The organism is Nocardioides aquiterrae (assembly GCF_039526625.1).
In the GTDB taxonomy this organism is placed as follows: Bacteria; Actinomycetota; Actinomycetes; order Propionibacteriales; family Nocardioidaceae; genus Nocardioides; species Nocardioides aquiterrae.
Map to the genome: position 1 here is coordinate 244696 of NZ_BAAAJE010000006.1, position 25959 is coordinate 270654.

The following is a 25959-nucleotide window of genomic DNA, read 5'->3' on the forward strand; positions in this document are numbered from 1 at the left end:
GCTGATGACAGCGCAGCAACCACTCGTCGACCTGCGAGACATCACCGTCAGCTTCGGGGCGGTCAAGGCCCTGCGCGGTGTCAGCTTCGACCTCCGGCCCGGTGAGGTGCACGCGCTCCTCGGCCAGAACGGCGCCGGGAAGTCGACCCTCATCAAGGTGCTGTCCGGCGTCAACCAGCGCGACGGCGGCGAGGTCCTGATCCATGGCAAGGAGACGAACTTCCGCTCCGCGCAGGACTCCCGCGACAGCGGGATCGCGATGGTCTACCAGGACCTGAGCCTGATCCCGTCGATGAGCGTCGCGTCCAACCTGTTCCTCGGGCGGGAGCCGCACGTCGGCGCCGGCCTGGTGCGGCACCGGACGATCCATGCTCAGGCGCAGAAGTACCTCGCCGAGCAGGGCTTCCCGATCAAGGCCAGCGCTCGCGTCGACTCCCTCCCGTTCGCCTACCGGCAGCTGACCGAGATCGCCAAGGCCCTCATGGGGGACATCAAGATCCTGGTCCTCGACGAGCCCACGTCGGCCCTGTCGGCCGGCGAGGAGGAGATCCTCTTCAAGACCGTCGCCGAGGTGACCAAGCGGGGCGTCGGCGTCATCTACGTGACCCACCGTCTCCAGGAGGTCTTCCGGATCAGCGACCGCGTCTCGGTGCTGCGCGACGGCCGGAACGTCGGCACCCACAACACGTCCGAGATCACCATGGAGAAGCTGGTGAGCGAGATCGTGGGCCCGGGCCACGAGCGGATGGCCACCGACACGCTCAGCGTGGAGGAGGGGGACCGGCGCAGCGCGTTCCAGGACGACGCCAGCGTCCGGTCGACCGCGGCGCCCGTGGTCGAGCTGCGCGGCGTGCGGAACTCCCGCCTCAACGGCGTGGACCTCAAGGTGCGTCCGGGAGAGATCCTCGGCCTCGCCGGGATGGTCGGCAGCGGACGCACCGAGATCCTGGAGACGATGTTCGGTCTGCGCAAGGCCGACGAGGGCGAGGTGCTGTTCGAGGGCAAGAGCGTCCGCTGGCGGACTCCGCACCAGGCCATCGCCGCCGGGGTCGCGCTGGTGCCGGAGGACCGTCACCTCGAGGGGCTGGTGCTCGAGGACACGATCGCCGCCAACATCGCGATGCCGCGACTGCCGCACCTGACCCGCGCCGGGCTGTTCTCCAAGGGCGAGGCACAGCGACGCGCCAAGAAGGCCGTCGCCGACCTGAACGTCAAGGCACCCGGGATCCACACCCGGCTGCAGAATCTCTCCGGCGGCAACCAGCAGAAGGTGGTGTTCGGCAAGTGGCTGACGCCCGAGCCGCGGCTCCTGCTGCTCGACGAGCCGTCCGTCGGCGTCGACGTCGGCGCCCGTGACGAGATCTACGGAATCATCCGCCGATTCGCCCGCAACGGCTGCGCCGTCGTGGTCGTCTCCTCGGAGCTCGTCGAGCTCCAGCTTCTCTGCGACACCCTCGCCGTCGTGCACGACGGCCGCGTCACCACCTGCGTCCGCTCGTCCGAAGTCCAGGGCGAAGAGCGCCTCCACCACCTTGTACAGGAGCCCGCAAGATGAGCACTGCCACGTCATCGCCAGCACCCGCCTCCACCGGCGACAACAGCAGGCGCACCGCCGTACGCGACCTTCTCTCCAGCGACCGCCCGTACGGCGTCCTGCTGGCGCTGATCGCGCTGGTGATCTTCTTCTCGATCAAGTCCGACGTGTTCTTCACGGGCGCCAACCTCGAGAACATCGGCCGCCAGACCACCCTGGTCACGATCATGGCCGTCGGGATGACCTTCATCATCATCTCCGCCGAGATCGACCTGTCGGTGGCGTCGATCCTCAAGCTGTCCTGCGTGTCGGCGGCGCTGTTCATGAACGACTTCTCCGACAACTGGGCCCTCGGCGCGCTGGTCGGCATCGGTGTCGGCGCCCTCATCGGCCTGGTCAACGGCCTGCTCACGACCAAGCTGGGGATCCCGAGCTTCCTGGTCACCCTCGGCATGCTGGGGGTGGCGAAGGGCATCGCGTTCGTCATCACCGACACCGCGCCGGTCCTCGTCGACAACCGGACGTTCTGGGCGGTCTTCTACGAGGGCACGATCGCCGGCATCCCCGTGCCGATCGTCTGGACCCTCATCGCCCTGGCGATCGGCTCGGTCCTGCTGCACCTGTCGACGTTCGGGCGCAAGGTGTACGCCACGGGCGGCAACGCGACCGCAGCCCGGTACAGCGGCATCAACACCGACCGGACCAAGATCCTCTGCTTCGTCCTCACCGGGGTCCTCGCCGGTCTCGCGTCCCTGATCTTCACCGCCCAGGGCCACGCGGCACGACCCGACTTCGCGGACGGCCTCGAGCTGGACGTGATCGCCGCCGTCATCCTCGGCGGGACCAGCCTGTTCGGTGGCCGCGGCACGATCATCGGCACCCTGATCGGGTCCCTGATCATCGGCGTCCTCAACAACGGGCTCGTGCTGATCGGCGTGAGCTCGTCGTGGCAGATCGCCGTCAAGGGCTTCATCATCATCCTCGCCGTGGCCCTCTCGAAGCGGCGCTGAGCAGCCGGGTCGGGCGGCCCGCGTGCCTCGACCCCGGCCGCCCGACCCGGCGTTCCACCCCGATCCCCGACCAGCCCTCCCACCAGGAGCACCCGTGACCCAACGCCTTGCCGGCAAGACCGCCATCGTCACCGGCGGCGGCCGCCAGATCGGCTTCGCCATCGCGTCGCGCTTCGCGGCCGAGGGTGCCTCTGTCGTCCTCGCCCAACGCAGCGAGGCCGAGGGCGCCGAGGCGGAGGCCGCGATCCGGGCTGCGGGCGGCACCGCCACCGCCGTGTCCTGCGACGTCGCCGACGAGCAGTCCGTCGCGGCGCTGGTCGACAGGGCCGTCGACCTCCACGGCGGCGTCGACATCCTGGTCAACAACGCCGGCACGGGGATCGCCGAGCACATCACCGACCTGGACTTCGCGGAGTACCGCCGGGTCATCGACATCAACGTGGGTGGGGTGCTCCTCGCCACCAAGTACGCCGTGCGCGCGATGAAGACCGCGGCACGCGGCGGCAGCATCATCAACATCTCGTCGATCCAGGGCGTGCTGCCACTGCGCCAGTCGGCGGTCTACGCAGGGTCGAAGGGTGCGGTCAACCTGATCACCCAGCAGACCGCCGCGGACCTGGGCGAGTTCGGCATCCGGGTGAACGCGATCGCCCCGGGCTACATCGACAACGAGATGATGCACGGCTACCACGACCTGGTCAGCACGACGCCCGGCGAGGCGATCGCCGCCGCCAAGCGCTCCATCGCGCTCGGCCGGCTCGGCTCGCCCGAGGACGTCGCCCGCGCAGCCCTGTTCTTCGCGTCGGAGGACTCGTCCTACGTCACCGGGACGCTGCTGCTGGTCGACGGCGGGTCGCAGTGCCACGGGGCGATCGCCTGACATGAGCGGGACCACGCCGGGGGCCGGCTTCCCCGCCCTGTTCTCGCCCCTGCGCATCCGGGGCGTCGAGCTGCGCAACCGGCTGGTGTTCCAGCCGCACTTCAACGCGCTCGGTGACGTGCACGGTATGCCGACCGAGGACGTCACCGCCTACCTCGAGGAGCGCGCCTGGGGCGGTGTCGGCCTGGTGGTCGACGGGTCCATGGCGACCATGCCCGAGGGCCAGATGTCGCGGAAGTACGTCGCGGCGTGGGACCCGGCGACGATCCCGTTGAACCGCCGCACCACCGACGCCGTCCACGCCCACGGTGCGCGGATCTTCGCGCAGCTCAACCACGGCGGACACACGTCGCTGGAGCACCCGCCGCCGGTCCTGTGGGCGCCCACCCAGATGCCCGAGCCGTCCAGCCCGCACACCACCAAGGCGATGGACCGCCGCGACATGCTGCGCGCGATCGAGGGCTTCGCGGCCTCGACGCGGAACCTGGTCGAGGCCGGGTACGACGGGATCGAGATCAAGATCGCGCACGACGGGCTGCTGCGCAGCTTCGCGTCGCCGTTCTTCAACCACCGGACCGACGCGTACGGCGGCAGCTTCGAGAACCGGATGCGCTTCCCGCTCGAGTGCGTGGCGGCGGTCCGCGAGAACCTCCCCGACGACCGGGCGCTGGGCATCCGGATCTGCCTGCACGAGTACACGCCGTTCGGCTACGAGCTCGACTACGGGCTGCGGATGGCCGAGTGTCTCGAGGCCAGCGGGCTGGTCGACTACTTCAACTGCGACGCCGGCTCCTTCTCGAGCTTCTGGATGGAGATCCCCCCGGCCGCGGTCGCCCAGGGCTACTTCCGGCCGCTCAACCAGGCACTGAAGAAGCAGTCCGACCTGCCCGTGGTCGCCTTCGGTCGGATCAAGGACGGCGCCCTCGCCGAGCACATGCTGGCGTCGGGCGAGGCCGACCTGGTCGGCATGGCCCGTCAGCTGATCGCCGACCCCGAGACGCCGCGCAAGCTCGAGGAGGGCCGGGCGGTCGAGGTGCGCGCCTGCATCGGGTGCAACGACGGCTGCCTGCACGCGGTCGCGCAGGAGAAGCCGATCCGCTGCGTGCAGAACCCGGCCGCCGGGCAGGAGCGGTTCTGGAGCGAGAGACTGCTCGTGCGGGTGGCCGAACCGCGGTCGGTGGTCGTGATCGGAGGCGGAGCGGCCGGCCTCAAGGTCGCCGAGATCGCCGCCCGGCGCGGGCACCGGGTCACGCTCTTCGAGCGCGCCGAGCACCTCGGGGGCCAGGTGCGGCTCGCGGCGCGCCAGCCGCACCACGAGGAGGTCGCGGAGGTCACGCACTACCTGGAGGCCGCCGTGCGCAGGCTCGGCGTCGAGGTGTGGACCGGCGTGGAGGCGACGGCGGACGACCTGCTGGAGCTCGACCCCGACGTGGTCGTGGTGGCGACCGGGTCGCAGCCGAACCTGCCGCCCGCGCACCGCCAGTCGCAGGACGACCCCGACGCCGCCGCGATCGCGCGCGGCCGGGGGCTGCAGCTGCTCCCGGAGATCCCGGGGCTCGAGCTCGACTGCGTCTACTCCGTCGACGAGGTGCTCGCCGGGGCGCCGCTCCCCGAGGGCCGGGTCCTGGTCGTCGACGCGCAGGGCCACTGGGAGGCCGCGGGCACCGCGGAGTACCTGGCCGATGCCGGGCGGCAGGTCACGATCGTCTCCTCGCGGACGGTCGTCGCCGGAGAGCTCGAGGGCACCAACATCGCGATGTTCCTCCAGCGCGCCGCGGCGAAGGGCATCGCGCTGCGGCCGATGACGACGCTCCTGCGCGTCGAGCCCGGCCGGGCGCTGCTTCGTGACGACGCCACCGGTACCGAGGAGTGGTGGGAGACCGGGGCCGTGGTCCCCGTGTACGCGCGGCGCTCGCGCGACGACCTCTACCACCGGCTCTGCGACCTGGTGGAGGAGTCGGGCCGCGACGTCCAGGTGGAGCGCGTGGGCGATGCGGCCGCGGCTCGACTGATCCAGACGGTGCTGCTCGAGGCGCACCAGCTCGCGGCCTCGGTGTGACCCCGATGCGCATCGTCGTCTGCGTGAAGCCGGTGCCGCCGGAGCCCACCCTCGACGACGCCGGGCGGCTCGACCGCTCCGGCGGCGCCGCCCTGACCGGGGTGGACGAGAGCGCCGTGGAGACCGCGCTGCGGGTCCGGGACGGCGTCGGGGGAGAGGTCGTCGTCCTGGCGATGGTGCCCCCGGACGCCGCCGACGCGCTGCGTCCGGCGCTGGCGATGGGGGCGGACCGAGCCGTCGTCGTCGCCGGGGATGCGCTGGCGGGTGCCGACCTCCTGGCGACGAGCTCCGCACTGGCGGCCGCCCTCCGCGGGCTGGGCCCCGACCTGGTCGTCCTCGGGGCGGCGAGCGGGGACGGCAACGGCGCCCTGCTGTGGGCTGCCCTCGGCGAGCGCCTGGGGCTGCCGGTGCTCTCGCGTGCGGTGGAGGTGACGGTGGCGGACGGCCGCGTGCGCGCGACCCGCCAGACCGAGAGCGGCCTCCACCGGGCCGAGGCCGAGCTGCCCGCGGTGTTGGCGCTCTCCGGCGAGGTCTGCGTGCCCCGCTACCCCTCGTTCCGCGACGTCATCGCCGCCAAGAAGGCGGTGCTCGAGACGGTGACCCCGGCAGAGCTCGGCGTCCCGGAGTCCGAGCTCGGGGCCGCCGGCTCGCGGACTCGCGTGCTCGCCGCCGCGCCCGCGCCCGCGCGGGGCGAGGCCGAGATCATCGAGGACGACGGCGACGCGCACGAGCGCGTCGTCGACTTCCTCGCCCAGAGGAGGCTGCTGTGACCCGTCGTGCGCTGCTGGTCGCCGAGCCGCGGTCCGGGGCCCTGTCCGCGGGTCAGCTCGGCGTGCTCTCCGCGCTGGCCGGGGTGGCCCAGACGGTCGAGGTGCTGCTCCCGGTCGAGGCCGAGGGCGACGCCGCGGGCCTGACCGGTGTCCTCGGGCGGTACGGCGCCGGTGTGGTGCGGGTCGTCACCGGGCTGCCGGCCACCGCCGCGCCCCGGGTCGCCGTCGTCGCCGCACTTCACCGGGAGCAGCCCTACGACCTGGTCGCCTTCGAGAACTCCTCGCTGTCCGCCGACGTCGCCGGCGCCCTCGCGGTCCGCCTGGGGGCGGGGGTGTGCTGGGACCTCGTCGGGCTCGACGACGTGGCGGGCGAGCTGGTCGGACGGTGCCTCGCGCTGGGCGACTCCACGGCCGTGGACGTGGGCTGGGTCGGTGGTCCCGCCCTCGCCCTGTTCCGGACCGCGGCCCTGGACGCCCAGGAGCTGCCGGTCGCGGGCACGCCCGAGCTGGTGGCGGTGCCGCCGCCGGTCGAGGTCGGACCCGACGTCTCGGTGTCGGAGCCGGACGGGGCCGGCGAGACCGGCCGCTCGGGGCTCGACACCGCCGAGATCGTCGTCGCCGGCGGCCGCGGGCTGGGCAGCGCGGACAACATCGCGCTGCTCGAGGAGCTCGCGCAGGTGCTCGGTGGCGCGGTCGCGGTCAGCATGCCCGTGGTGGACCGGGGCTGGTACCCCTACGCGCACCAGGTCGGCCAGACCGGCCGGACGGTGCGGCCCCGGCTCTACCTCGCCTGCGGGATCTCCGGGGCGGTCCAGCACCGGGTCGGCATGTCGCACTCCGGCACCGTGGTCGCGATCAACACCGATCCGCAGGCCCCGATCTTCGACGTCTGCGACCTCGGCGTCGTGGGCGACCTGACGTCGCTCGTGCCCCGGATCACCGCGCTGGTGCGCGAGCGATCCGGGGCCTGAGTCGAAGCGACGCTCAGCCGACCGGCACCCACGACTCGGTGGCGACCGAGTCGAGCACCGCCTGGGTGATCCGCGCCGCGCGGACCCCGTCGGCGAAGCCGGGCAGCTCCTCGGGGGCGCCCGCCGAGCCTGAGGAGACCGCCTGGTAGAGGTCCCCGACGAGCGCGTTGAAGCAGTCCTGGTAGCCCTGCGGGTGCCCCGGGGGCAGCGGCTCGAGGAGCGGGTTGGCCGAGCGCCGCGGCGTGACGCCGCGGGGTACGACGGAGGCGTGGGCCCGCGAGCCGACCCAGAGCGTCTCGGGGTTCTCCTGGTCGAAGGACAGCGACTGCTCGGCGCCGTCGAGGGAGAACCACAGCCGGTTCTTGCGGCCGGGGGAGACCTGGCTGACCACCACCGAGCCCACGGCGCCCAGGTCGGTCTCGAACTGCACGGTCGCGATGTCCTCGGTGCTCACCTGCTCCGCGGACTCCCGGCTGGCGATCGCGGTCTTGCGCTGCGCCGACAGCCGGACGATCCGGTGCCCGGAGACGAACTCGACCAGGTCGCACCAGTGCACGCCGATGTCGGCGAACGCCCGGGACGCGCCCCCCAGCGACGCGTCGACCCGCCAGTTGACGTCCGAGCTCGTCGACAGCCAGTCCTGCAGGTACGAGCCGTGCAGCAGCCACAGCTGCCCGACCTCGCCGCTGCGCACCCGGGCGCGTGCCTCCAGCACCGACTGGTAGTAGCGGTACACGAACGGGACCGCGGTGACCGAGCCGTGCTCGGTGGCCAGGGCCCCGATCTCCTCGGCGTCGGCGAGGGTCGTGGCGAGCGGCTTCTCGCACACGACCGCCTTCCCGGCCCGCAACGCCAGCCGCGCCAGGGGTGCGTGCAGGTGGTTGGGCGTGCAGATGTGCACGACGTCGACGTCGTCGGCCTCGATCAGCGCCTCGGCGGACTCGGCGGCAGCGCGGGCGCCGAGCCGCGCCGCGCCGCCCTTCGCCGCCTCGGGGGAGTGGTCGGCCACGGCGACGAGCTGCCCACCGGCGGCCCGCACGGCGTGCGCGTGGACACCTCCGATGAAGCCGGCCCCGATGATGCCCGAACGCAGGCCATCACCCATCGATCGTGATCCAGTTCCCCGACTCCGACGACGCGAGGATCGCGTCCGCGATGAGCGAGATCCGCCACCCGTCGTGGAAGTTCGGGTCCGCCTCGGTGCCCTCGACGATGCACTTGACCAGGTCGTAGGCCTCGATGATCTTGGTCTCGCCGTAGCCGATGCCGAGCGCCGGGATCGGCCACAGGCCCTCGCCGTACGGGTGCGCCGGACCGGTGTAGACGGTGCGGAAGCCGCGGCGGTCGCCCGGGTCGTCGGCGAAGCACACCTGCAGCTCGTCGCGCCGCTCGTAGTTGAAGTACAGCGAGCCGCGGGTTCCGTGCACCTCGACGGTGATGAAGTTGTTGCGGCCGTAGCCGTTGCGGGTGGCCTCGATCGAGCCCACCGCCCCGTTGGCGAACCGCACCATGGTGAGCATCTCGTCGTCGACGTCGACCGGGCCGAGCTCGCCGCCGGAGCGGGAGGTGCCGAGCGCGTCGCGACCGCCGCTCTGCTTCGGCCGCTCGGGGACGATGGTGCGGGCCAGGCCGTTGACCGCGGTGATCTCGCCGGCCAGGTAGCGCGCCAGGTCGACCACGTGCGTGCCGATGTCGCCGATGGCCCCGGAGCCGGCGATCTCCTTCTGGAACCGCCAGGACAGCGGCGACTCCGGGTCGGCGCTCCAGTCCTGGAGGTAGGTGCCGCGGAAGTTCACGATCTCGCCGATCGCGCCCTCCTCGATGTACTTCTTGGCCAGCGCGATCGCCGGGGTGCGGCGGTAGTTGAACGCCACCATGTTGACGACCCCGGCCTTCTGGACGGCGTCCAGCATGGTCTTGGCCTCGGCCGCGGTGCGAGCCAGCGGCTTCTCGCAGATGATGTGCTTGCCCGCCTCGGCGGCCGCGATGGCCATCTCCGGGTGCAGGTGGTTGGGCGTGGCGATGTCGACGATGTCGATCGTGGGGTCGTCGATGACCCGGCGCCAGTCGCCGGTGCTCGACTCGAATCCGAACCGGGCCGCGCCCTCGGCGGCCAGCTCCTCGGTCGCCTCGGCGATGACGGCGCGGACCGGGATGGCCGGGGCCGGCCAGAAGAACATCGGCATGGAGGCATAGGCCATCGAGTGGGCCTTGCCCATGAACCCGGCCCCGATGAGACCGACGCGTAGCTGTCGCATGGTGTGCTCCGTTTCTGGTGTGGCGGTCGGCTCAGGCGATGCCGAGCTCGGCGAAAATGGCGTCGAGGTGCGCCTTCGAGATGCGCGCGGCATCCACGGGCGCCCCGTCGTACTCGTCGAGCTCGACCATCAGCCAGCTGTCGTAGCCCACCTCGGTCACCGCCCGCACGATGTCGGTGAAGTCCAGGGTCCCCTCGCCGAGCGGGGTCCAGGAGAACGGCTCGGGCACGACGTCCTTGAGGTGCACGTGCTTGACCCGGTCGCCGTACTGGCGGATCAGGGCGGCGGGGTCGCCGCCGGCCGCGGCCAGGTGACCGGTGTCGGGGCAGAAGCCGATGCTGGACAGGTCCATGATCCGCGCCAGCTCGTCGGGGTTCTCGACGATCGTCGTCAGGTGCGGGTGGTACGTCGCCACGAGCCCGTGGTCGGCCGCCATCTCCGAGACCCGGTCCAGCCCACGGCCCAGCGCGACGTAGTCCTCGTCGGTCGTGCCGGCCGCCCGGCGCGCGCCGCCGCCGACCACCAGGCGCTCGGCGCCGAACTGGACGGCGAGGTCGATGGCCCGGCGGATCTTGTCCATCTCGTCGGGGAGGATGTCCGCATAGATGAAGTTGGCGCCCGTGTAGACGCTCACGAGGTCCAGCCGGTTGTCGTCGAGGATCGCCCGCAGCACCTCGGGGCGGTCGGCGTACTTCGCGACGTCGCCGTCGAACATCTCCGTGCCCGTGTAGCCCGCCGCGGCGATGTCGCGCGCGGCGTCGGCCATGTCGCCGACCCCGGTGTAGAACAGGTCCTTCACGCTCGTGACGCCGACGGGGTGTCCGAGGACCCCACCCCACGTGATCGAGCAGTAGCCGAGCTTCATCAGATGACTCCTGGTCTGGCTTGGGACGGCCGATCGCCGCCGTGGATAGGGAGGTGCCGCACCCGGGGCGGCGTCAGTGCGCGGTCACCGGAGAGACGGTGCGGCGAGCGACCTCGTCGACCGCGTCGTCGATGATCGAGTCCGGACCCAGGGCGGGCAGGCACGCGGTGAGGAAGCCCAGCTTCATGCCACTCCTTGGTCGGCGAGACGGTGCTCGGACTCTAATGTCTCTGATCGACAGAATAAAGATCGCCAGAGAAAAAAACACCGGCGTTGGCCGCTAATATGCGCCGCATGGCCGAACTGGATCCCCCGCCCGATGTGCTGGCGGTCGTGCGGCGGGTTCGGGCCCTGGGCGCCACGACCCGGGCCGACCTGGGGCGCAGTCTCGGCGTGGGCCGGGGCGTCGTCAACCAGCGACTCGGGATCCTCCGCGAGCTCGGACTGGTCGAGGAGGGCGGCGTCCGGTCGTCCTCGGGCGGCCGCGCGCCGCGCGAGCTGCGGTTCCGGGCGGCCGCCGGTCACGTCCTCGTCGCCGAGCTCGACGCCCTGTCGTTCGCCGCGGGCGTCAGCGACCTGACCGGTGAGATCGTGGCGCAGGAGGAGCACGCGGTGGATCTGGCCGACGGGCCGGTGGCCGTGCTCGATCGCCTCGGCGCTGTCTGGGAGCAGCTGTGCGCACGGTCCGGCGTGCCCGCCGACCGGGTCTGGGGCATCGGCCTGGGCGTTCCGGGGCCTGTCGAGTTCGCCAGCGGCCGGCCGACCGCGCCGCCGATCATGCCGGGCTGGGACGGGTACGACGTGCGGGGGCACCTGGCCGGGCGCTTCGCCGTACCGGTGTGGGTCGACAATGAGGTGAACCTCGAGGCCCTCGGGGAGGCCCGGGCCGGCTCGGGCGTCGGGGTCGCCGACATGGTTTTCGTCAAGCTCGGGGTCGGGATCGGCTCCGGCGTCATCTCCGGCTCGCGCCTGCACCGTGGCGCCCAGGGAGCAGCGGGGGACATCGGCCACGTCGCGGTCGTCGAGCACGACGAGCCGTGTCGCTGTGGCAACGCCGGCTGCCTCGAGGTCGTCGCCGGTGGCGGCGCGCTGGTGCGGCAGGCGATGGAGCGCGCCGCCGCGGAGGCCGGCCCCCACCTCACGAGCACGATCGCGGCCACCGCCTCCCTCGAGATCGCCGACATCGTCACCGCCGCCGCCCAGGGGGACCAGCTGGCGCTGGACCTGCTGACCCGGTCCGCGCGGCTCGTCGGCAGCACCCTGGCCAGCCTCGTGAACTTCTTCAACCCCTCCCGGCTCGTCATCGGCGGCGGCCTGGTGGAGGGCTCGGACCTGGTGCTGTCCACCATCCGCGAGGTCGTCTACGGACGGTCCCTCCCCCTGGCGACGCGGAGCCTCGCGATCGGTCGGAGCACGCTCGGTCCCACCGCAGGTCTGGTCGGGGCCGCGGCCATGGCCGTCGACGAGCTCCTCGCCGACCGGCGCTTCCATGCCTGGGCGCCCCATCGTTCCCCGTACGGCCGACCCGAGATTGCGAGCCTGTCATGACCCTGCACGTCGTCGCCCACTTCCACGCCCGACCGGACAGCGGAGCCGCGCTGCGGCTGCTGCTCGAGCCGCTGGTGGCGGTCACCCGCACCGAGGACGGCTGCCTCGCCTACCGTCTCTTCCAGGACGAGGCCGACCCCGCGCACTTCGTCTTCGTCGAGGAGTGGCGAGACGCCGCCAGCCTCGAGGTGCACCTGGCGCTGCCGCACCTGGCCGCCATGGTGGCCGACGCCCAGCCGTTGCTCGCGCGCCCGATCGAGGTGACGCGCCTGCAGGAGTGTTGAGGCCGCGGCCCCGCGGTCAGGTGGCGGTGGGGAGGAGCTGGGGCGTCGAGCGCCGGCCCGCCCAGTCGGCGAAGTACTCGGGGCGGAAGACCTCCTCCAGCGCCAGCGCCGCCGCCCCGTGCAGCGCCGCCTCGCTGCCGAGACCGACCTTGCCGATCACGAGCTCGCGGGTCGCGAGGGGGAGCGACCGCGAGTAGACGATGTTGCGCACCGTCGCGAGGTAGGCGTCGCCGGCGGCCATCAGCCGGCCGCCGAGGAGGACCAGCGCCGGGTTGTAGAAGTTCACGACCAGCGCGAGCGTGTCGCCCACCAGTCGGGCGGAGTCGCTCATCAGCTTCATGCACAGGTGGTCCCCGCTGATCGCCCCCACGACCACGTCGTCCCCGGTCACCGCGCGACCGGCCGTCCGCTCGACGAGGAAGCTGCTCTCGCCCCGGTCGACCAGCTCCTGCCCCTGCCGGCCCAGTGCCCAGCTGCTGGCCAGCGCCTCCAGGCACCCGGTGTTGCCGCACCGGCAGACGATCGTCGGGTCGTCGCTGACCTTCACGTGGCCGATGTCGCCGGCCGACCCCTGCGCGCCCCGGTGGAGCACCCCGTTGGAGATCAGGCCCGCGCCGATGCCGGTGCTGAGCTTGACCACCACGACGTCGCGCTGGTGCCGTGCGTTGCCGACGTTGAGCTCGCCGAGCGCCATCACGTTCACGTCGTTGTCGACCCAGACCGGGACGCCGTACTGGTCCTGCAGGCGGCGGCGTACGTCGAGGTCTCCCCACCCGGGCATGATCGGCGGGCTCACCGCGAGGCCGGTCGAGTGCTCGATCGGACCCGGCACCCCCAGCCCGATCGCCCACACCTGGAGATCGGTGTCCTTGGCGCGGGCCAGGATCTTGTCGAACTCCTCGCAGAGGGCCGTCAGCGTCTGCTCGGGGCCGAGGCTGATGTCGTGCTCCACGCTCACGTGGTCGACGATCCGGCCCCCGAGGTCGGAGAGCCCGACGAACATGGATCGGGCGCCGATGTCGGCGCAGAGCACGTGGCCGCGACCGGTGTTGAAGTGGAGGCCGCGCGGGGAGCGACCCCGCGGGACCGGAAGGAGATCACCCTCGGCGACGAGGCCCAGGTCGAGGAGCTGCTCGAGACGACTGGTGACGACCGCGCGACCGAACTGCGTGGCGCGGGCCAGGTCCGGCCGCGTCAGCGCCTGGCCCGAGCGCACCAGCTCCAGGATCTGGAGGAGGCTGCGGGCCTGATCGTCTTCGAGCACGGGCGCACGATATCGCGGTATCGCGCCGACGACGGAGGGTCGGATCGCGCGGAGGGGCGGGGCGAGGCGTCAGCCGGCGACCGCGAGGCCGGTGGTCGCGGCCGCGAGCGTGCTGACCCGGGTCCAGTCGCGCTCGGCCAGGGCGTCGGCGGGGGTCAGCCAGGAACCGCCCACGCACCCGACGTTCGGCAGCGCCAGGTACGTCGCGGCGCTCGCCTGGGTGATGCCGCCCGTCGGGCAGAACCGGGCCGCCGGCACGGGGGCGTGCAGCGCCTTGAGGAACGGGACGCCGCCGGCCGCCTCGGCCGGGAAGAACTTGAGCTCGCGGTAGCCGCGCTCGATCAGGGCGAGCGTCTCCGACACCGTCGACACGCCGGGGAGGTGGGGCAGGCCGGTCTCGGCCATGGCGTCGAGCAGCCGGTCGGTGCTGCCGGGGGACACCAGGAACTGGGCGCCGGCCGCGGCGGCCTGGGCCGCCTGGTCCGGGGTGACGACGGTCCCCGCGCCGACCACGATCTCGGGCACCTCGGCGGCGATCCGCCGGATCGCCTCGAGCCCGACGGGGGTACGGAGCGTGAGCTCGATGACCGGCACGCCCCCGTCCACCAGGGCGCGGGCGACTCCGACCGCCTCGTCGGTGTCGTGGACGACGACCACCGGGATGACGGGGCTGAGGTCGAGGAGGGATTCGATCACGGTCCCGAAGGCTAGCAACGCCGGCGGTGCGCCGGGGCGCCGTCTCGCGATCGTGAGACCCCGGCGGTGCCGCTCGCGCGGCCGGTCGGCGGGGTCAGTCCTCGGCGATCGACAGCGCGTGCACGGGGCACGCCCAGACCGCGCGCTCGGCGGCGGCCGCCTGGTCCGGCTGGGGCGAGGCGTCCAGGACCTCGACGAAGTTCTCGTCGTTGATCGCGAACAGCGCGGGAGCCGCGGCGACGCACTCGCCGTACGCCTCGCAGACGTCGACGTCGGCCTCGATCCTCATGACTCCTCCTTCTCCCCGCGGGCGGGGCCCGCGGCGCTCAGGTACTGCCGCACGTGCGCGGCGATCTCGTCGTACAGCTCGGAGGCCGCGTCGAGATGCCGGGTCATCCCGTAGAACGCGTGGATCATCCCGGGGTAGCAGGTGTAGCTGACCGGGACGCCGTCCTCGCGCAGGCGTTCCGCGTACGCCGCGCCGTCGTCGCGCAGGACGTCGTACTCCGCCGTGACGACGAGCGCCGGCGGCAGTCCCGCGAGGCTCGGTGCGGAGAGCGGTGCCGCGTAGGGATGCTGGGCGTCCGCGGGATCTGACAGGTAGTGGCCGGCGAACCAGCGCATGTCGTCGGCCTCCAGGAGGAGACCGGTCGCGTTGTCCCGCATGGACGTGGTCTCCACCCCGAACTGGGCCGGGATGTGCACGAGGACCTGCGTGGCGATCGCCGGACCGCCCTCGTCGCGCGCCTTCAGGCACACGGCGGTGGCCAGGGTCCCGCCGGCGCTGTCACCGATGACCCCGACGCGAGCGGGGTCGATGCCCAGGTCCTCGGCGTTCTCCACCACCCACCGGGTGGCGGCGTAGGCGTCGTCGAACGGGGCCGGGAACGGGTGCTCGGGCGCCTTCTGGTAGTTCACGGCGACGACGACGCACCCCGTGCGGTTCGCCAGGGCGCGGCTGGGCGTGTCGAAGATCCCGATGTTGCTGATCACGAAGCCGCTGCCGTGGAAGTACACGAGCGCGGGGGCGGGACCGTCGCCCGCCGTGTCCGGCCGGTAGACCCGCACCGGCAGGTCGGCGGTGGGCCCGGGCACGAAGCGGTGCTGGACCGAGCGGACCGGGTCCGGCGGACCGAACAGGTCGAGGAAGCCATAGGCGCCGCGGCGCGCCTCGGCCACGGTCTGCTGGCTCAGGGGCGGTCCGCCGGCCGCGGCGAGCGACTCCAGGAGCGCGGCGGCCTGGGGATGCAGGGTCATCGCGGGCGCCCGTCAGGAGCCGGCCGCGGCGGGCTGGGGCCCGGAACCACGCAGCGCGACCAGCAGGCGACCGTCGACGACCTCGACGGGGTAGGTGGCGAGCGGGATCTTGGCCGGGCGCCGTACCGGCTCCCCGGTCAGGACGTTGAAGCGCCCGTTGTGCTTGGGGCACTCGATGATGCAGTCGTCCAGGTGCCCGGTCGAGAGGTCGGCGCTGCCGTGCGTGCAGATGCCGTCGGTGAGGGCGTACGCGTTGCGCCGGGTCCGGTACAGCGCGTAGGTGTGGTCCTCGATGTCGATGCGGGTGACCTGACCGGGCATCACGATGTCGGCGGGGCCGAGGTCGGTGCGCGACTCCAGCCCGGCGGCCACGGCCATGCTCGTGGCCAGGCTCCGGGAGGACGCCCTCGTGCCGTTGATGCGGTAGCCGGCGTCCTCGGGCACCTCGCGTCCGGGGATCTCCCAGTCGGGGTTGCGACGCTGCATGCGCAGGGCCAGCACGATCTCCTTGTAGGCGTCGAACATCGACGTCTTCGGCGCGGGGAGGTGCTGCTTGACCTCCTCGTGCAGGGCGGGCAGCGCGTGGTAGGGCACCGAGGGGAACAGGTGGTGCTCCAGGTGGTAGTTCATGTTGAGGTACAGGAACCGGAAGACCGGGTTCATGTAGACGGTGCGGGTGCTGTACCGGTGGTCGAGGACGTCCTCGTTCAGGCCCGCGTGCTGGGTGATCGCGAAGAACCACACCAGCCAGACGCCGTAGAACGAGGGGAGGCCGACGAACAGGAGCGGGACGATCGACACCGTCGCCAGGCACCAGACCACGACCGCGCCGAGGATCACCACGAAGACCCGGGCCTCGCGGACGACGCGGGGCAGCTCCTCCTCCGGGACGAACTCGCGGGTGTCCTCGTCGATCCTGCCCAGGGCGTGCTGGCCGATCCGGAGCAGCATCCGGGGCCCGCTGATCAGGTTGAGGTAGTTCGGCAGCACCGAGCGGAACCGGAACGGCCGCGGGAAGCTGATCTCGGGGTCCCGGCCCACGATGATGGTGTCGGAGTGGTGCCGGACGTGCGACCAGCGCCACAGGGTCGGCTCGCGCAGCAGCATGAACGAGGCCAGCGCGTAGACCACGTCGTTGGGCCAGCGGGTCTTGAACGCGGTCCCGTGACCGTTCTCGTGCCAGCGGGGGTCCGCCGCCCCGCCGTACAGCGCGCCGTACACCGCGAAGGCCGGCACGGCCCACCAGCTGCCCAGGGCCAGGTAGGCGAGCACCCCGCTGGCCACGAGCAGGGCGAGCCAGAGCGCGGTGTCCCGGATCGCGGGACCGTTGCGCCGCGTCATCAGCTCGCGGAGCCGGTCGGGGTCGATCGGCGGGCGGTACCACTCGGCGTCGGTGAGTCCGAGCCGGACCGCCTGCTTGGCCCGTTCGCCCGTGAGCCGGTAGTCGCGTCCGACCGGGTCTCCCGCGCTCGCTATCGATGCCTGCCCGGTCTTCATCGAGATCCCTCCGGATCACTCGGGGTGTCGGGACGACTTTTAGTCGGTAGCCGCAGAAAATATGTAGGTCACAGACATATGTCAACCAGTAGCCACCGCCCTCGGCGGGGGAGACGAGGTGCTCGCCCGTGCCGAAGTCGTCGGAGCGCCGGGACCCGCGAAGCCGGTACCGTCGCCTGGTGGGCGCTGGGTGGAGCGAGGCCGACCGGGACGCCGTGGTCGCGCGCCTGCGTGCCACGATCGAGGAGCTGGCCGACGGCGAGTTCCTCGTCGTCGGCGAGCCCGCGCGCCCGGTCGACACCCCGCGCCGCAGGTTCGGCCGCCGGGCGACTCCGCCTCCGACCCGCTACGTGCAGTTCCGGCTCGCGGACGAGTGGCTGTACGCCGAGTGCGTGGGTGCGCAGGGCTTCGGCGGTGACTGGCCGGCGACTGCCGAGCAGGTCGCCGCCATCCGGGCGGCCGGCTGGCTCGCCCCGGGCGATGCGGACCCGACCGGCACCCAGCCGGGCTACCCCAACTTCTGGCGGACGGTACCGGCCGCCGGCGCGGGAGAGCTGGCGGCGATGGGCGCCGCGGCCCTCGAGGCGCTGGGAGTCGACGCCGCGACCGTGGAGGTCCAGCGCGGTCAGGCCTGACCCGGCGGCGGGACCACCGTGGACAGCACCCGGTAGATGGCGGTGCTGGTGGTCGGCTCGAACGTGCCGGTCTCCGGCACGTGGACGCGCACGCCCGACCGGCCGTCGACCACGGTGAGCGTCGCGCCGTCGGGGCCGCGCAGCTGCCACGCGTAGCCGGCGTCGAGCCGGTCGAGCGCGACGCGTCGGGTGCCGGGATCGGGGGCGAGGAGCGCCCGGACCGTGCCGTCGTCGGCGGGCGCCGAGGTGGGCTCCGCGCTCCGGCGGCGGGGGCGGAGGCGGGCCAGCCGGACCAGGGCCGCGGTGAGGAACGCCGGGTCGTGCGGGACCAGCTGGAACAGGTCCTCGTGGACGCCGAGGAGCAGGGCGCACCCGGACCCGTTCAGCCAGGCGCGGTGCACCAGCCTGGTGTCGGGGCCGGCGACGGTCAGGACGAAGGAGACGAGCGGCGCGGCGGCCACGGCGAGGGCGCGGTCCAGCGGCCCGCCGGCCATCGCCGTGAGGACCGACCGCACGTCCGGTGCTGCGTCCTGGAGGGAGTCCGGGGGCGAGGAGTGGGCCGCCAGGAGCGCGCCGAAGCCGGCGCCGTCGGTGCGGAGCAGGTCGGCCTCCGCGGTGAGCTCAACGAGCATCGGCGCCCCGCGGCAGCGCCGGCCGCCAGGTGCCCGCGGCGGTCGCGGTCACGTCGGCGAGCTCGTCGTACCGAGCGGTCTCGACGGTGGCGGTCAGCGTGTGCCCGATGCCCTCGTGCAGTACGAACCACTGCTCGAGGGTGAGTGCCTCGTCGTGCGGTCCGGTGTGGTGGGCCAGGCGGCGGCCGCCGGGCAGCCCGTCGATCTGGAGGCGCTCGAGGTCGACCAGGAGGTAGTCGGTGAGCGCGCGGTCGAGGATCTCGTCGCTGCCCGCCTGCCAGTCACGGAAGTCGAGGCCGCCGGTCGGGACCGCGGTGACCACGAGGTTCGAGCGGAACGGCGCCCGGTCGCCCGCGGCCGGGGCGCGCTCGGGCTCGAGCGCGACCAGCGCGACGCCTGCGGCCGGCCGGTCGACCACCTCCCACCCCGGCGGGACGACGAGCCGGTCAGCCGGCGACGGGTCGCTCATCGCGGCTCCAGTGGGGCTGGATCGCCCGAGGGACCGGCAGGGGCAGGAGGAGGTAGCCGGCCAGGACGAGCAGGCAGCCGCCCGTGGCCAGGCCGAGAGGGACCGCGGCGGGAGTGTCGGCGAGGAGGACCGCGAGGCCGCCGAGGATCAGCACCGCGGCGATGAGCGGCCGCACCACCAGCACCGAGCGCCGCTTCCAGGTCCCCTGCATGCTGCGGGTCCAGGCGCGGGCGGCGGGGGTGCGCCCGGCCCGCTGCCAGGCGTTCCAGGCCACCAGGAGGACGCCTCCGGCCACCATCAGGATGGGGGTGAGCACGGGTCCTCCTAGTCCCAGAAGGTGGCGGCGTCGACCAGGTCGCCGCCGGTGTCGCTGGCCCAGTCGCCGACGTCGCTCGCCGCGTCGCCGATGAAGTCGACGGTGGCGTCGGTCGCGTCGCCGATCGCGCCCATGGTCGCCTGGCCCACCTCGCTGCCGACGAACCCGCCGACCGCGCCGCCCACGAGCCCACCCGCGACCCCGCCGATCGCGGTCCCCACGCCCGGGCAGATCGCGGTGCCGATCGCGCCGCCGGCCCAGGCGCCGGCCTCCGCGCCGGCCCACGCGCCGGCGGCGGTCGAGACGCCCACGGTCCCGGCGCGGGCGCCGCGCTCGGCGTCGCTGAGCGACGGGTCGTCGGCGTCGGCCTGCCACTGGTTCCAGGCGGCGAAGCCCGCGGTGAGCGCCGTGCCGCCGTACCCGGACACCTTGCCCGCGGTGCCCCACCAGTTCCGGGCTCCCGCGCTGTAGGGCCGGGCGTGGAAGCTGTCCGACGAGGTGCCCGCCCGGAGCCGGTCCCAGAAGTCCAGCCCCGCCGGGCTGGTGAACCCGCCGTTGACGCGTGGCTGGAAGACGCCGTACCGGCTCGCGACCAGGTAGCTGCTCGCCGCGCCGAACCCGAGCCCGCCGAGGCCGAGCAGGTACGACGCGATGTCGTCGCCGTCCGCGAAGTCCGGCGGCAGCAGGCCGAGCCGCTCGAGCAGGTCCTCGAGGATGCCGTCGCCGGTGCTCTTCGAGATCGCGTCGGCGAGGTTCTGGTGCGCCTCGGCCTCCTTGGTGCGGGCGGCGTCGGCGATCTCGACGGCCTCGTTCCACGCATCGACCGTCCGGTTGTAGGCGTCGACCTGGCCCTGGCTCAGGGCGGTCGGCGCGACCGGGCGGTGGACGTCGGTCCCGGAGACCGCGACACCGCCCGCGGCGGCGACCGATCGCGCGTGCGCCATCCGCTCCTGCACGACGGTGAGCTCCCCGGCGAAGTCGGTGAGCCCGTCACCGAGCGCGGTGAGCCGGTCGGCGACCTTGGCCAGGTCGCGGATCGTCGCGTCGACCTGCGCCTCGAAGGCGCGGCCGGTCTGGCCCTGCCACCGGCCGGCGAGCGAGCGGGCCCGCGTGCCCGCGGTCTCGGCGTCCTGGACGGCGCCGCTGACGGTCGCCGCCGCGGACGCCGCGGCCGTGCAGGCGCCCGGGTCGCCGTACACCTTCGTGTCGAGCAGGCCGCTCACGGGCCCACCAGCCCCTGGCCCTCGATGAACCGGCCGCCGACGACCTGGTCGGTGCCGGTGAACAGCGCGCTGACGGCGCCGGTGCTCTCGGCCAGCGTGCCGAGGTGGTCGGCGAGCGCGGCGACGGCGGTCGAGAGCACGGCGAGCGCCTTCGCGACCTCGTCGGTCGAGCTGCCGGCGTCCGGGGTGGTCTGCAGGTCGGAGGCGCGCGCGAACAGCGCGCTGCCCGCCGCGTCGAGCACGTCGGCGATCTGCGTGAGGTCCTCCGGGTGGACCTCGAGCTCCGGCTGCGGCACCTCACCTCCCGAGTCCGTGCGTGTCCGCCTTCCGTCACCGGTTACCCGCCCGGCGCGGGCTCCGAAACGTGGCCGGTGAGCTCGAGCCGCGCGGCGAGGTACGGCGCGGTGGCGCTGCCCGCCGCGCGGGCGACCTCGGCGGGTGGGCCGGTGGCGACCACGCGACCGCCGGCGTCACCGCCGCCGGGGCCGAGGTCGATCACCCAGTCGGCGGAGGCGATCGTGTCCAGGTCGTGCTCGACCAGCACGACCGTGTTCCCGGCGTCGACGAGACGGTGCAGCTGGTCCAGCAGCAGCCGGATGTCGGCGGGGTGCAGGCCCGCGGTGGGCTCGTCGAGCAGGTAGAGGGTGTGGCCGCGCCGCGCCCGCTGGAGCTCGCTGGCGAGCTTGATGCGCTGCGCCTCGCCGCCACTGAGCTCCGTCGCCGGCTGCCCCAGCCGCAGGTAGCCGAGCCCCACCTCCTGCAGCGTGGCGAGGCTGCGCGCGGCGGCCGGGACGTCGGCGAGCAGCTCCGTGGCCTCGTCGACCGACATCGCCAGCACGTCCGCGACCGTCCGGCCGCGGTAGGTGACCTCGAGCGTCTCGGCGTTGTAGCGGGCGCCGTGGCAGGTCGGACACGGGGCATAGGTCCCGGGCAGGAACATCAGCTCGACCTCGACGAAGCCCTCGCCCTGGCAGGTCTCGCAGCGGCCCTCCGGCACGTTGAACGAGAACCGGCCCGCGGTGTAACCGCGCGCCCGCGCCTCGTCGGTCGACGCGAACAGCTTCCGCACCGCGTCGAACATGCCGGTGTAGGTCGCGAGGTTGGAGCGGGGCGTGCGCCCGATCGGCCGCTGGTCGACGATCACCACGCGGTCGAACGACTCCTGCGCAGCAGGGTCCTCGGCGAGCACCTGGGACACGAGCGTCGACTTCCCGGACCCGGAGACGCCGGTCACCGCGGTGAGCACGCACAGCGGCACGTCGACGTCCAGGTCGCGCAGGTTGTGGCGGGTCACCCCCCGCAGCTGCAGCCGGCCCTGGGGCTCCCGGCCGCGCGACCGGACGGGCTCGGTCCGGCCGAACAGGTACCCGCTCGTGACCGAGTCGGCGACCTCCTCGAGGCCGGCGACCGGCCCGCTGTAGAGCACCCGGCCGCCGCCCTCGCCGGCGCCGGGGCCGATGTCGACGACCCAGTCGGCCCGGCGGACGACGTCCAGGTCGTGCTCGACCACGAACAGCGAGTTGCCCGACGCCTTGAGCCGGTCGAGCACGTCGAGCAGCGGCTCCGCGTCCGCCGGGTGCAGGCCCGCGGACGGCTCGTCGAGCACGTAGACGACGCCGAACAGCCCCGAGCGCAGCTGGGTGGCGATCCGCAGCCGCTGCGCCTCGCCCGGCGACAGGGTCGTCGACCGGCGGCCCAGGCTCAGGTAGCCCAGGCCGAGGTCGAGCAGCACCTCGATCCGGCTGACCAGGTCGGTGCAGATCCGCACCTCGACCTCGTGGGTCTCCGGGGGCAGCTCGGCCACCGGCCGCAGCACCGTCACCAGCTCGGCGAGGGACAGGCCGTTGAGCTCGGCGATCGACCGGCCGGCGAACGTCACCGCGAGCGCCTCCGGGCGCAGCCCGCTGCCGCCGCACTCCGGGCAGGGGACGCTGCGGACGAACCGCATCGCCCGCTCGCGCATCCGCTCGCTCTTCGAGTCGGCGAGCACGTGCATGACGTGCTTCCGGGCGCTCCAGAACTTGCCGTAGTAGCCGTAGTCGATCCGGTCGCGCTCCGGCTCGACGAGGACCGACGGCTGCTCGTCGGTGTAGAGCAGCCAGTCCCGGTCCTTCTTCCGCAGCCGCCGCCACGGGCGGTCGATGTCGATGCCGAGGCCGGCCACCACGCTGCGCAGGTTGGCGCCCTGCCAGGCACCCGGCCACGCGGCGATCGCACCGTCGCGGATGCTCAGCGACGGATCGGGGACCAGCAGGTCCTCGGCGACGTCGTGGACCTCGCCGAGACCGTGGCAGCGGGGGCAGGCGCCCGCCACGGTGTTGGGCGAGAACGCCTCGGCCGGCAACTGCGGAGCGCCGGGCGGGTAGGTGCCCGCGCGGGAGTAGAGCATCCGCACCAGGTTGGACAGCGTGGTGATCGTGCCCACCGTCGACCGCGAGCTCGGTGCGCCGCGGCGCTGCTGCAGGGCCACCGCCGGCGGCAGCCCGGTGATCTCCTGCACGTGCGGTGCCCCGACCTGCTGCAGCAGCCGGCGGGCGTACGGTGCGACCGACTCGAAGTACCGGCGCTGGGCCTCGGCGTACAGCGTGCCGAACGCGAGCGAGGACTTCCCGGACCCGGAGACGCCCGTGAAGACGACCAGCGCGTCCCGCGGGATGTCGACGTCGACGTTGCGCAGGTTGTGCTCGGCGGCGCCGCGCACCTGCACGACGCTCCCGGGGCTCAGTGGGTCACCTCCTCGCCCGCGAGGTCCTCGCTGGGCCGGCCGTCCTCGGCCGACTCGGGCGGTCCCTCGGTCCTGCTCTCCTCCTCGTCGACGGCCGCCATGATCGCGGCGATCTCGGCGCGGTCGCGGGCGGACGGGTAGCCCCAGCCGGGCTCGTAGCCGTAGAGCTCGTCGAGGAGCGTGCCGTGGCTGAGCGTGTCGAGGACCTCGACGCTGTCGGGCCCGAGCAGGGCGGGGTGCTCGACGCCGCACGTCTCCGCGACCTTGAGCAGGTCGCGGCGCAGGGTCTTCACGTAGTTCTCGACCCGGATCGCCTTGTCGAGGGGGTCCAGGCCGTGGGCGAGCCAACGGTTCTGAGTGGCGACGCCGGTCGGGCACTCGCCGGTGTGGCACTTCTGCGCCTGCACGCAGCCGGCGGCGAGCATGGCCTCGCGGGCGACGCTCACCAGGTCGGCGCCCAGGGCGAACGCCACCACCGCGTTGTCGGGCAGGCCGAGCTTCCCGGACCCGATGAAGGTGACGTCCTCGTGGAGCCCCCGCTGCGCGAACATCCGGTACACCCGGGCGAACCCGAGGCGGAACGGCAGGGACACGGCGTCGGTGAAGATGAGCGGCGAGGCCCCGGTGCCGCCTTCCCCGCCGTCGACGGTGACGAAGTCGACGCCGCGCTCGCCGTCCTCCATCGCGTCGGCGAGCTCCTGCCAGAACCCGAGGTCGCCGACGGCCGACTTGATGCCGACCGGCAGCCCGGTCTCGTCCGCGAGCAGCTCGACGAAGTCCAGCAGCGAGTCGACGTCGTGGAACTCGGCGTGCCGGGACGGGCTGAGGCAGTCCTCGCCCTCGGGCACTCCGCGCGTCCGGGCGATCTCGGGGGAGACCTTGGGCGCCGGGAGCACCCCTCCGAGCCCCGGCTTGGCGCCCTGGCTGAGCTTGATCTCGAGGGCCCGGATCGGGGCGCTCTCGACCAGCTCCTTCAGCCTCGGGAGGCTGAACCGGCCGTCCTCGTCGCGGCAGCCGAAGTAGGCGGTGCCGATCTGGAACACCAGGTCCGCACCCTTGCGGTGGTACGGCGAGACCGCGCCCTCACCGGTGTTGTGCAGGCAGCCCGCGGCGGCGGCGCCCCGGTTGATCGCCTCGACGGCGTTGCCGGAGAGGGACCCGAAGCTCATCCCGGAGATGTTCACCACCGACGCGGGGCGGAACGCGTGCCGTCGTCCGCGTGGCCCGCCGAGCACCTTGGCCGACGGGAGGCGGGCCTCCTGCCCGACCGCGCCGTGCGTCGGATAGGCGCGGCCGAACGTGCGGTGGTGCACGATCACGTTGCCGTCGCTGTGCTCGAGATCGTTGTCGGTGCCGAAGCCGAAGTAGTTGTTCTGCAGCTTCGCCGAGGCGTAGACCCAGCGGCGCTGGTCGCGGCTGAACGGCCGCTCCTCGTCGTTCGCGGCCACGATGTACTGGCGCAGCTCCGGGCCGATGCTCTCCAGCCAGTACCGCGCGTACCCGACGACCGGGAAGTTGCGGAGGATCGAGTGCCGCCGCTGCAGCAGGTCGCGGGCGGCGACCGCTCCCAGCGCGGCAGCGGGGAGGGTGACGGCGAAGCTCTTCCTCATGCCTCCCGATGTACCCAGCGGGCCTCATGCTGATCCGGTGGCCGTCGCCCTCGCGTGCACGGGCCGGCCGTCGAGGATCGCCCGCCAGGACGCCGCCACGTGCTCGGCCAGGGCCTCGACGTCCGGTGTGCTCGCCGCGTCGGCCGTGATGCCGAACGCGAGCCGGTCGGCGTAGCTGAGCACCGCGAACCCCACGCGCACCCGGTCGGCGATCGGCACGACCGGCAGCAGCTGCCGCACCGGCCGGCCCAGGCACGTCATCGGGGTGCGGGGGCCCGGCACGTTGGTCGTCACCGTCGAGATCTGCTGCTGCGGGAGCCGCAGGGTCCACCGCATCCCGCGGCTGAGCACCGGGAAGGGGACCAGGCCGGCCAGCGCCTGCAGCACCAGGCCCGCCTCGGGCTCGTGGGAACGGCGCAGCGCGGCCACCCGCTCGTGGACGCGCAGGACGCGCTCGACGGGCTCCTCGACCTCCACGGGCAGCATCGACAGCATCAGCGTCACCTGGTTGTCGGGCCGCCCGGCCGTGCCGGGCGCGCGGGACGAGACCGGGAGCAGCGAGCGCAGGGCGTGCGGGTCGGGCTGGCGGCCGCGCTCGAGCAGCAGCTCGCGGAGCCCGCCGGCGATCGCGGCGAGCACCAGGTCGTTGAGCGTGACGCCGAGCTCCCGCCGGACCGCCGCGGTCTCGGCGATGCCGACCTCGGTCCAGGCGTACCGGCGCTCCTCGTCCAGGTGGCCGAGCAGCCCCTCGCGCCGCACCGGCCACATCGCCGCGCCCAGGGCGAGCGCGCCCCGCACCGCGGCCGTCGCGGTCGCGAGGCCCTGCCACGCGACGCCCGGCGCGGTTCCGGGCGGCGTGGGGGGTGGCTCGGTCACGCCCGCCTCGGAGTCGAAGACGATCCGGTAGAGGCCGGTGCCGGACACGCCGTCCGCGAGCGTGTGGTGCACCCGCGACAGCAGCCCCCACCCGCCGCCGGGCAGGCCGGCGCAGACGGTCAGGTCCCACAGCGGCCGGTCGCGGTCCATCCGCTCCGCCATCGTCTCGGCGACCAGGGCCGCGAGCTCGGCCCGGCCCCCGGGCGCCGGTACGGGGCGCTCCCGCACGTGCTGGGCGAGGTCGAGGTCGGGCGCGTCCTGCCACGCCGGAGCGCGCAGGCCCAGCCGGCTCGGCACGACCCGTTGCGTGTACCGCGGGATCGACGGCAGCCGGGCGGCGACCAGCTCCCGGAGCACGTCGGCGGACGGGGCCGGTCCCTCGAGCACCGCCATCGAACCGATCACCAGGCAGGCCGTCGGGTCCACGTCCTCGGCCGCGAGGAACGCGTAGGCCAGCGGCGTCAGGCGCTCCATGGGACCACCTCCTGCGGCCCAGTCTGGTGTCGCGGGCGGCTCCGGCGGCGGGGCCGCAGGGCCCCCGGCCGCCATGACTTCCGGCCCTGCCCGGCACCCGCGCGCC

25 protein-coding genes are annotated in these 25959 nt (G+C 73.3%); 9 read left to right on the forward strand and 16 right to left on the reverse strand.

The window, feature by feature from the left end:
• Positions 1-4 precede the first annotated feature (4 nt).
• The 6 genes from ABD086_RS07865 to ABD086_RS07890 all read left to right on the forward strand — a co-directional run bounded on the left by ABD086_RS07865 (position 5) and on the right by ABD086_RS07890 (position 7224).
• On the forward strand, positions 5-1555 hold the full coding sequence (locus tag ABD086_RS07865; protein WP_343906932.1) for a sugar ABC transporter ATP-binding protein: 1551 nt from the start codon (positions 5-7) through the stop codon (positions 1553-1555).
• Positions 1552-2544 carry an ABC transporter permease gene (locus ABD086_RS07870; RefSeq protein WP_343906934.1) on the forward strand — a complete coding sequence of 331 codons (993 nt, stop codon included), beginning with the start codon at positions 1552-1554 and terminating at the stop codon, positions 2542-2544. Before ABD086_RS07865 ends, ABD086_RS07870 begins: the two co-directional genes overlap by 4 nt.
• Before the next feature lie 94 nt (positions 2545-2638).
• Positions 2639-3424 (forward strand): SDR family NAD(P)-dependent oxidoreductase, encoded by a 786-nt coding sequence (locus ABD086_RS07875; protein ID WP_343906935.1) that lies wholly within the window; start codon positions 2639-2641, stop codon positions 3422-3424.
• 1 nt (position 3425) lies between these two features.
• Positions 3426-5483 carry an oxidoreductase gene (locus ABD086_RS07880; protein WP_343906936.1) on the forward strand — a complete coding sequence of 686 codons (2058 nt, stop codon included), beginning with the start codon at positions 3426-3428 and terminating at the stop codon, positions 5481-5483.
• Between the two features lie 5 nt (positions 5484-5488).
• The gene (locus tag ABD086_RS07885; protein ID WP_343906937.1) at positions 5489-6253 is read left to right on the forward strand and encodes an electron transfer flavoprotein subunit beta/FixA family protein; all 765 of its coding nucleotides are present in this window, start codon (positions 5489-5491) and stop codon (positions 6251-6253) included.
• On the forward strand, positions 6250-7224 hold the full coding sequence (locus tag ABD086_RS07890) for an electron transfer flavoprotein subunit alpha/FixB family protein (protein WP_343906938.1): 975 nt from the start codon (positions 6250-6252) through the stop codon (positions 7222-7224). The genes ABD086_RS07885 and ABD086_RS07890 overlap by 4 nt, the downstream gene beginning before the upstream one ends.
• Positions 7225-7237: 13 nt before the next feature.
• Here ABD086_RS07890 and ABD086_RS07895 read toward each other — a convergent pair whose 3' ends face one another.
• Genes ABD086_RS07895 through ABD086_RS07905 form a run of 3 tightly spaced genes read right to left on the reverse strand, consistent with a single transcriptional unit; the run spans position 7238 to position 10347 of the window.
• Positions 7238-8329: a Gfo/Idh/MocA family protein gene (locus tag ABD086_RS07895; RefSeq protein ID WP_343906939.1), complete on the reverse strand. Its 1092-nt coding sequence runs from the start codon at positions 8327-8329 to the stop codon at positions 7238-7240.
• Positions 8322-9482 (reverse strand): levoglucosan dehydrogenase, encoded by a 1161-nt coding sequence (locus ABD086_RS07900; RefSeq protein WP_343906940.1) that lies wholly within the window; start codon positions 9480-9482, stop codon positions 8322-8324. The genes ABD086_RS07895 and ABD086_RS07900 overlap by 8 nt, the downstream gene beginning before the upstream one ends.
• A 31-nt stretch (positions 9483-9513) precedes the next feature.
• Entirely contained in the window at positions 9514-10347 is an 834-nt protein-coding gene (locus tag ABD086_RS07905; protein ID WP_343906941.1) for a sugar phosphate isomerase/epimerase family protein, read from the reverse strand.
• Positions 10348-10641: 294 nt separating this feature from the next.
• Between ABD086_RS07905 and ABD086_RS07910 the strand changes: the two genes are divergently transcribed.
• On the forward strand, positions 10642-11895 hold the full coding sequence (locus tag ABD086_RS07910) for an ROK family protein (RefSeq protein ID WP_343906942.1): 1254 nt from the start codon (positions 10642-10644) through the stop codon (positions 11893-11895).
• Positions 11892-12179 (forward strand): putative quinol monooxygenase, encoded by a 288-nt coding sequence (locus tag ABD086_RS07915; RefSeq protein WP_343906943.1) that lies wholly within the window; start codon positions 11892-11894, stop codon positions 12177-12179. The genes ABD086_RS07910 and ABD086_RS07915 overlap by 4 nt, the downstream gene beginning before the upstream one ends.
• Positions 12180-12195: 16 nt before the next feature.
• On the opposite strand, the gene ABD086_RS07920 is transcribed toward ABD086_RS07915, so the two are convergent.
• The 5 genes from ABD086_RS07920 to ABD086_RS07940 all read right to left on the reverse strand — a co-directional run bounded on the left by ABD086_RS07920 (position 12196) and on the right by ABD086_RS07940 (position 16893).
• Positions 12196-13443: an ROK family protein gene (locus ABD086_RS07920; RefSeq protein WP_343906944.1), complete on the reverse strand. Its 1248-nt coding sequence runs from the start codon at positions 13441-13443 to the stop codon at positions 12196-12198.
• 69 nt (positions 13444-13512) lie between these two features.
• Entirely contained in the window at positions 13513-14139 is a 627-nt protein-coding gene (gene eda / locus ABD086_RS07925; protein ID WP_343906945.1) for a bifunctional 4-hydroxy-2-oxoglutarate aldolase/2-dehydro-3-deoxy-phosphogluconate aldolase, read from the reverse strand.
• A gap of 94 nt (positions 14140-14233) precedes the next feature.
• Positions 14234-14428, reverse strand: coding sequence for a ferredoxin (locus ABD086_RS07930; protein WP_343906946.1), 195 nt, complete (start codon positions 14426-14428; stop codon positions 14234-14236).
• Positions 14425-15396, reverse strand: coding sequence for an alpha/beta hydrolase (locus ABD086_RS07935; protein ID WP_343906947.1), 972 nt, complete (start codon positions 15394-15396; stop codon positions 14425-14427). The genes ABD086_RS07930 and ABD086_RS07935 overlap by 4 nt, the downstream gene beginning before the upstream one ends.
• Positions 15397-15408: 12 nt before the next feature.
• Positions 15409-16893, reverse strand: a complete 1485-nt coding sequence (locus ABD086_RS07940; protein WP_343906948.1) for a fatty acid desaturase — start codon at positions 16891-16893, stop codon at positions 15409-15411.
• 179 nt (positions 16894-17072) lie between these two features.
• Here ABD086_RS07940 and ABD086_RS07945 point away from each other — a divergent pair, with 179 nt between their 5' ends.
• Positions 17073-17528, forward strand: coding sequence for a TY-Chap domain-containing protein (locus tag ABD086_RS07945; protein ID WP_343906949.1), 456 nt, complete (start codon positions 17073-17075; stop codon positions 17526-17528).
• Here ABD086_RS07945 and ABD086_RS07950 read toward each other — a convergent pair.
• The 8 genes from ABD086_RS07950 to ABD086_RS07985 are packed head-to-tail and all read right to left on the reverse strand — an operon-like array spanning position 17519 to position 25853.
• A complete protein-coding gene (locus tag ABD086_RS07950; RefSeq protein ID WP_343906950.1) occupies positions 17519-18160 on the reverse strand; it encodes a hypothetical protein in 642 nt (213 codons plus the stop codon). The two genes, ABD086_RS07945 and ABD086_RS07950, sit on opposite strands and share 10 nt — an antisense overlap.
• Positions 18150-18629: a hypothetical protein gene (locus ABD086_RS07955; RefSeq protein WP_343906951.1), complete on the reverse strand. Its 480-nt coding sequence runs from the start codon at positions 18627-18629 to the stop codon at positions 18150-18152. The genes ABD086_RS07950 and ABD086_RS07955 overlap by 11 nt, the downstream gene beginning before the upstream one ends.
• A complete protein-coding gene (locus ABD086_RS07960) occupies positions 18607-18945 on the reverse strand; it encodes a hypothetical protein (protein WP_343906952.1) in 339 nt (112 codons plus the stop codon). Before ABD086_RS07960 ends, ABD086_RS07955 begins: the two co-directional genes overlap by 23 nt.
• Positions 18946-18953: 8 nt before the next feature.
• Positions 18954-20168 (reverse strand): hypothetical protein, encoded by a 1215-nt coding sequence (locus tag ABD086_RS07965; RefSeq protein WP_343906953.1) that lies wholly within the window; start codon positions 20166-20168, stop codon positions 18954-18956.
• Positions 20165-20464 (reverse strand): hypothetical protein, encoded by a 300-nt coding sequence (locus ABD086_RS07970; protein ID WP_343906954.1) that lies wholly within the window; start codon positions 20462-20464, stop codon positions 20165-20167. Before ABD086_RS07970 ends, ABD086_RS07965 begins: the two co-directional genes overlap by 4 nt.
• A gap of 41 nt (positions 20465-20505) precedes the next feature.
• On the reverse strand, positions 20506-22869 hold the full coding sequence (gene uvrA, locus ABD086_RS07975) for an excinuclease ABC subunit UvrA (protein ID WP_343906955.1): 2364 nt from the start codon (positions 22867-22869) through the stop codon (positions 20506-20508).
• Between the two features lie 20 nt (positions 22870-22889).
• Entirely contained in the window at positions 22890-24503 is a 1614-nt protein-coding gene (locus tag ABD086_RS07980; protein WP_343906956.1) for an FMN-binding glutamate synthase family protein, read from the reverse strand.
• Between the two features lie 24 nt (positions 24504-24527).
• Complete coding sequence (locus tag ABD086_RS07985) at positions 24528-25853, reverse strand: wax ester/triacylglycerol synthase family O-acyltransferase (RefSeq protein WP_343906957.1); 1326 nt, start codon at positions 25851-25853, stop codon at positions 24528-24530.
• Positions 25854-25959 lie beyond the last annotated feature (106 nt).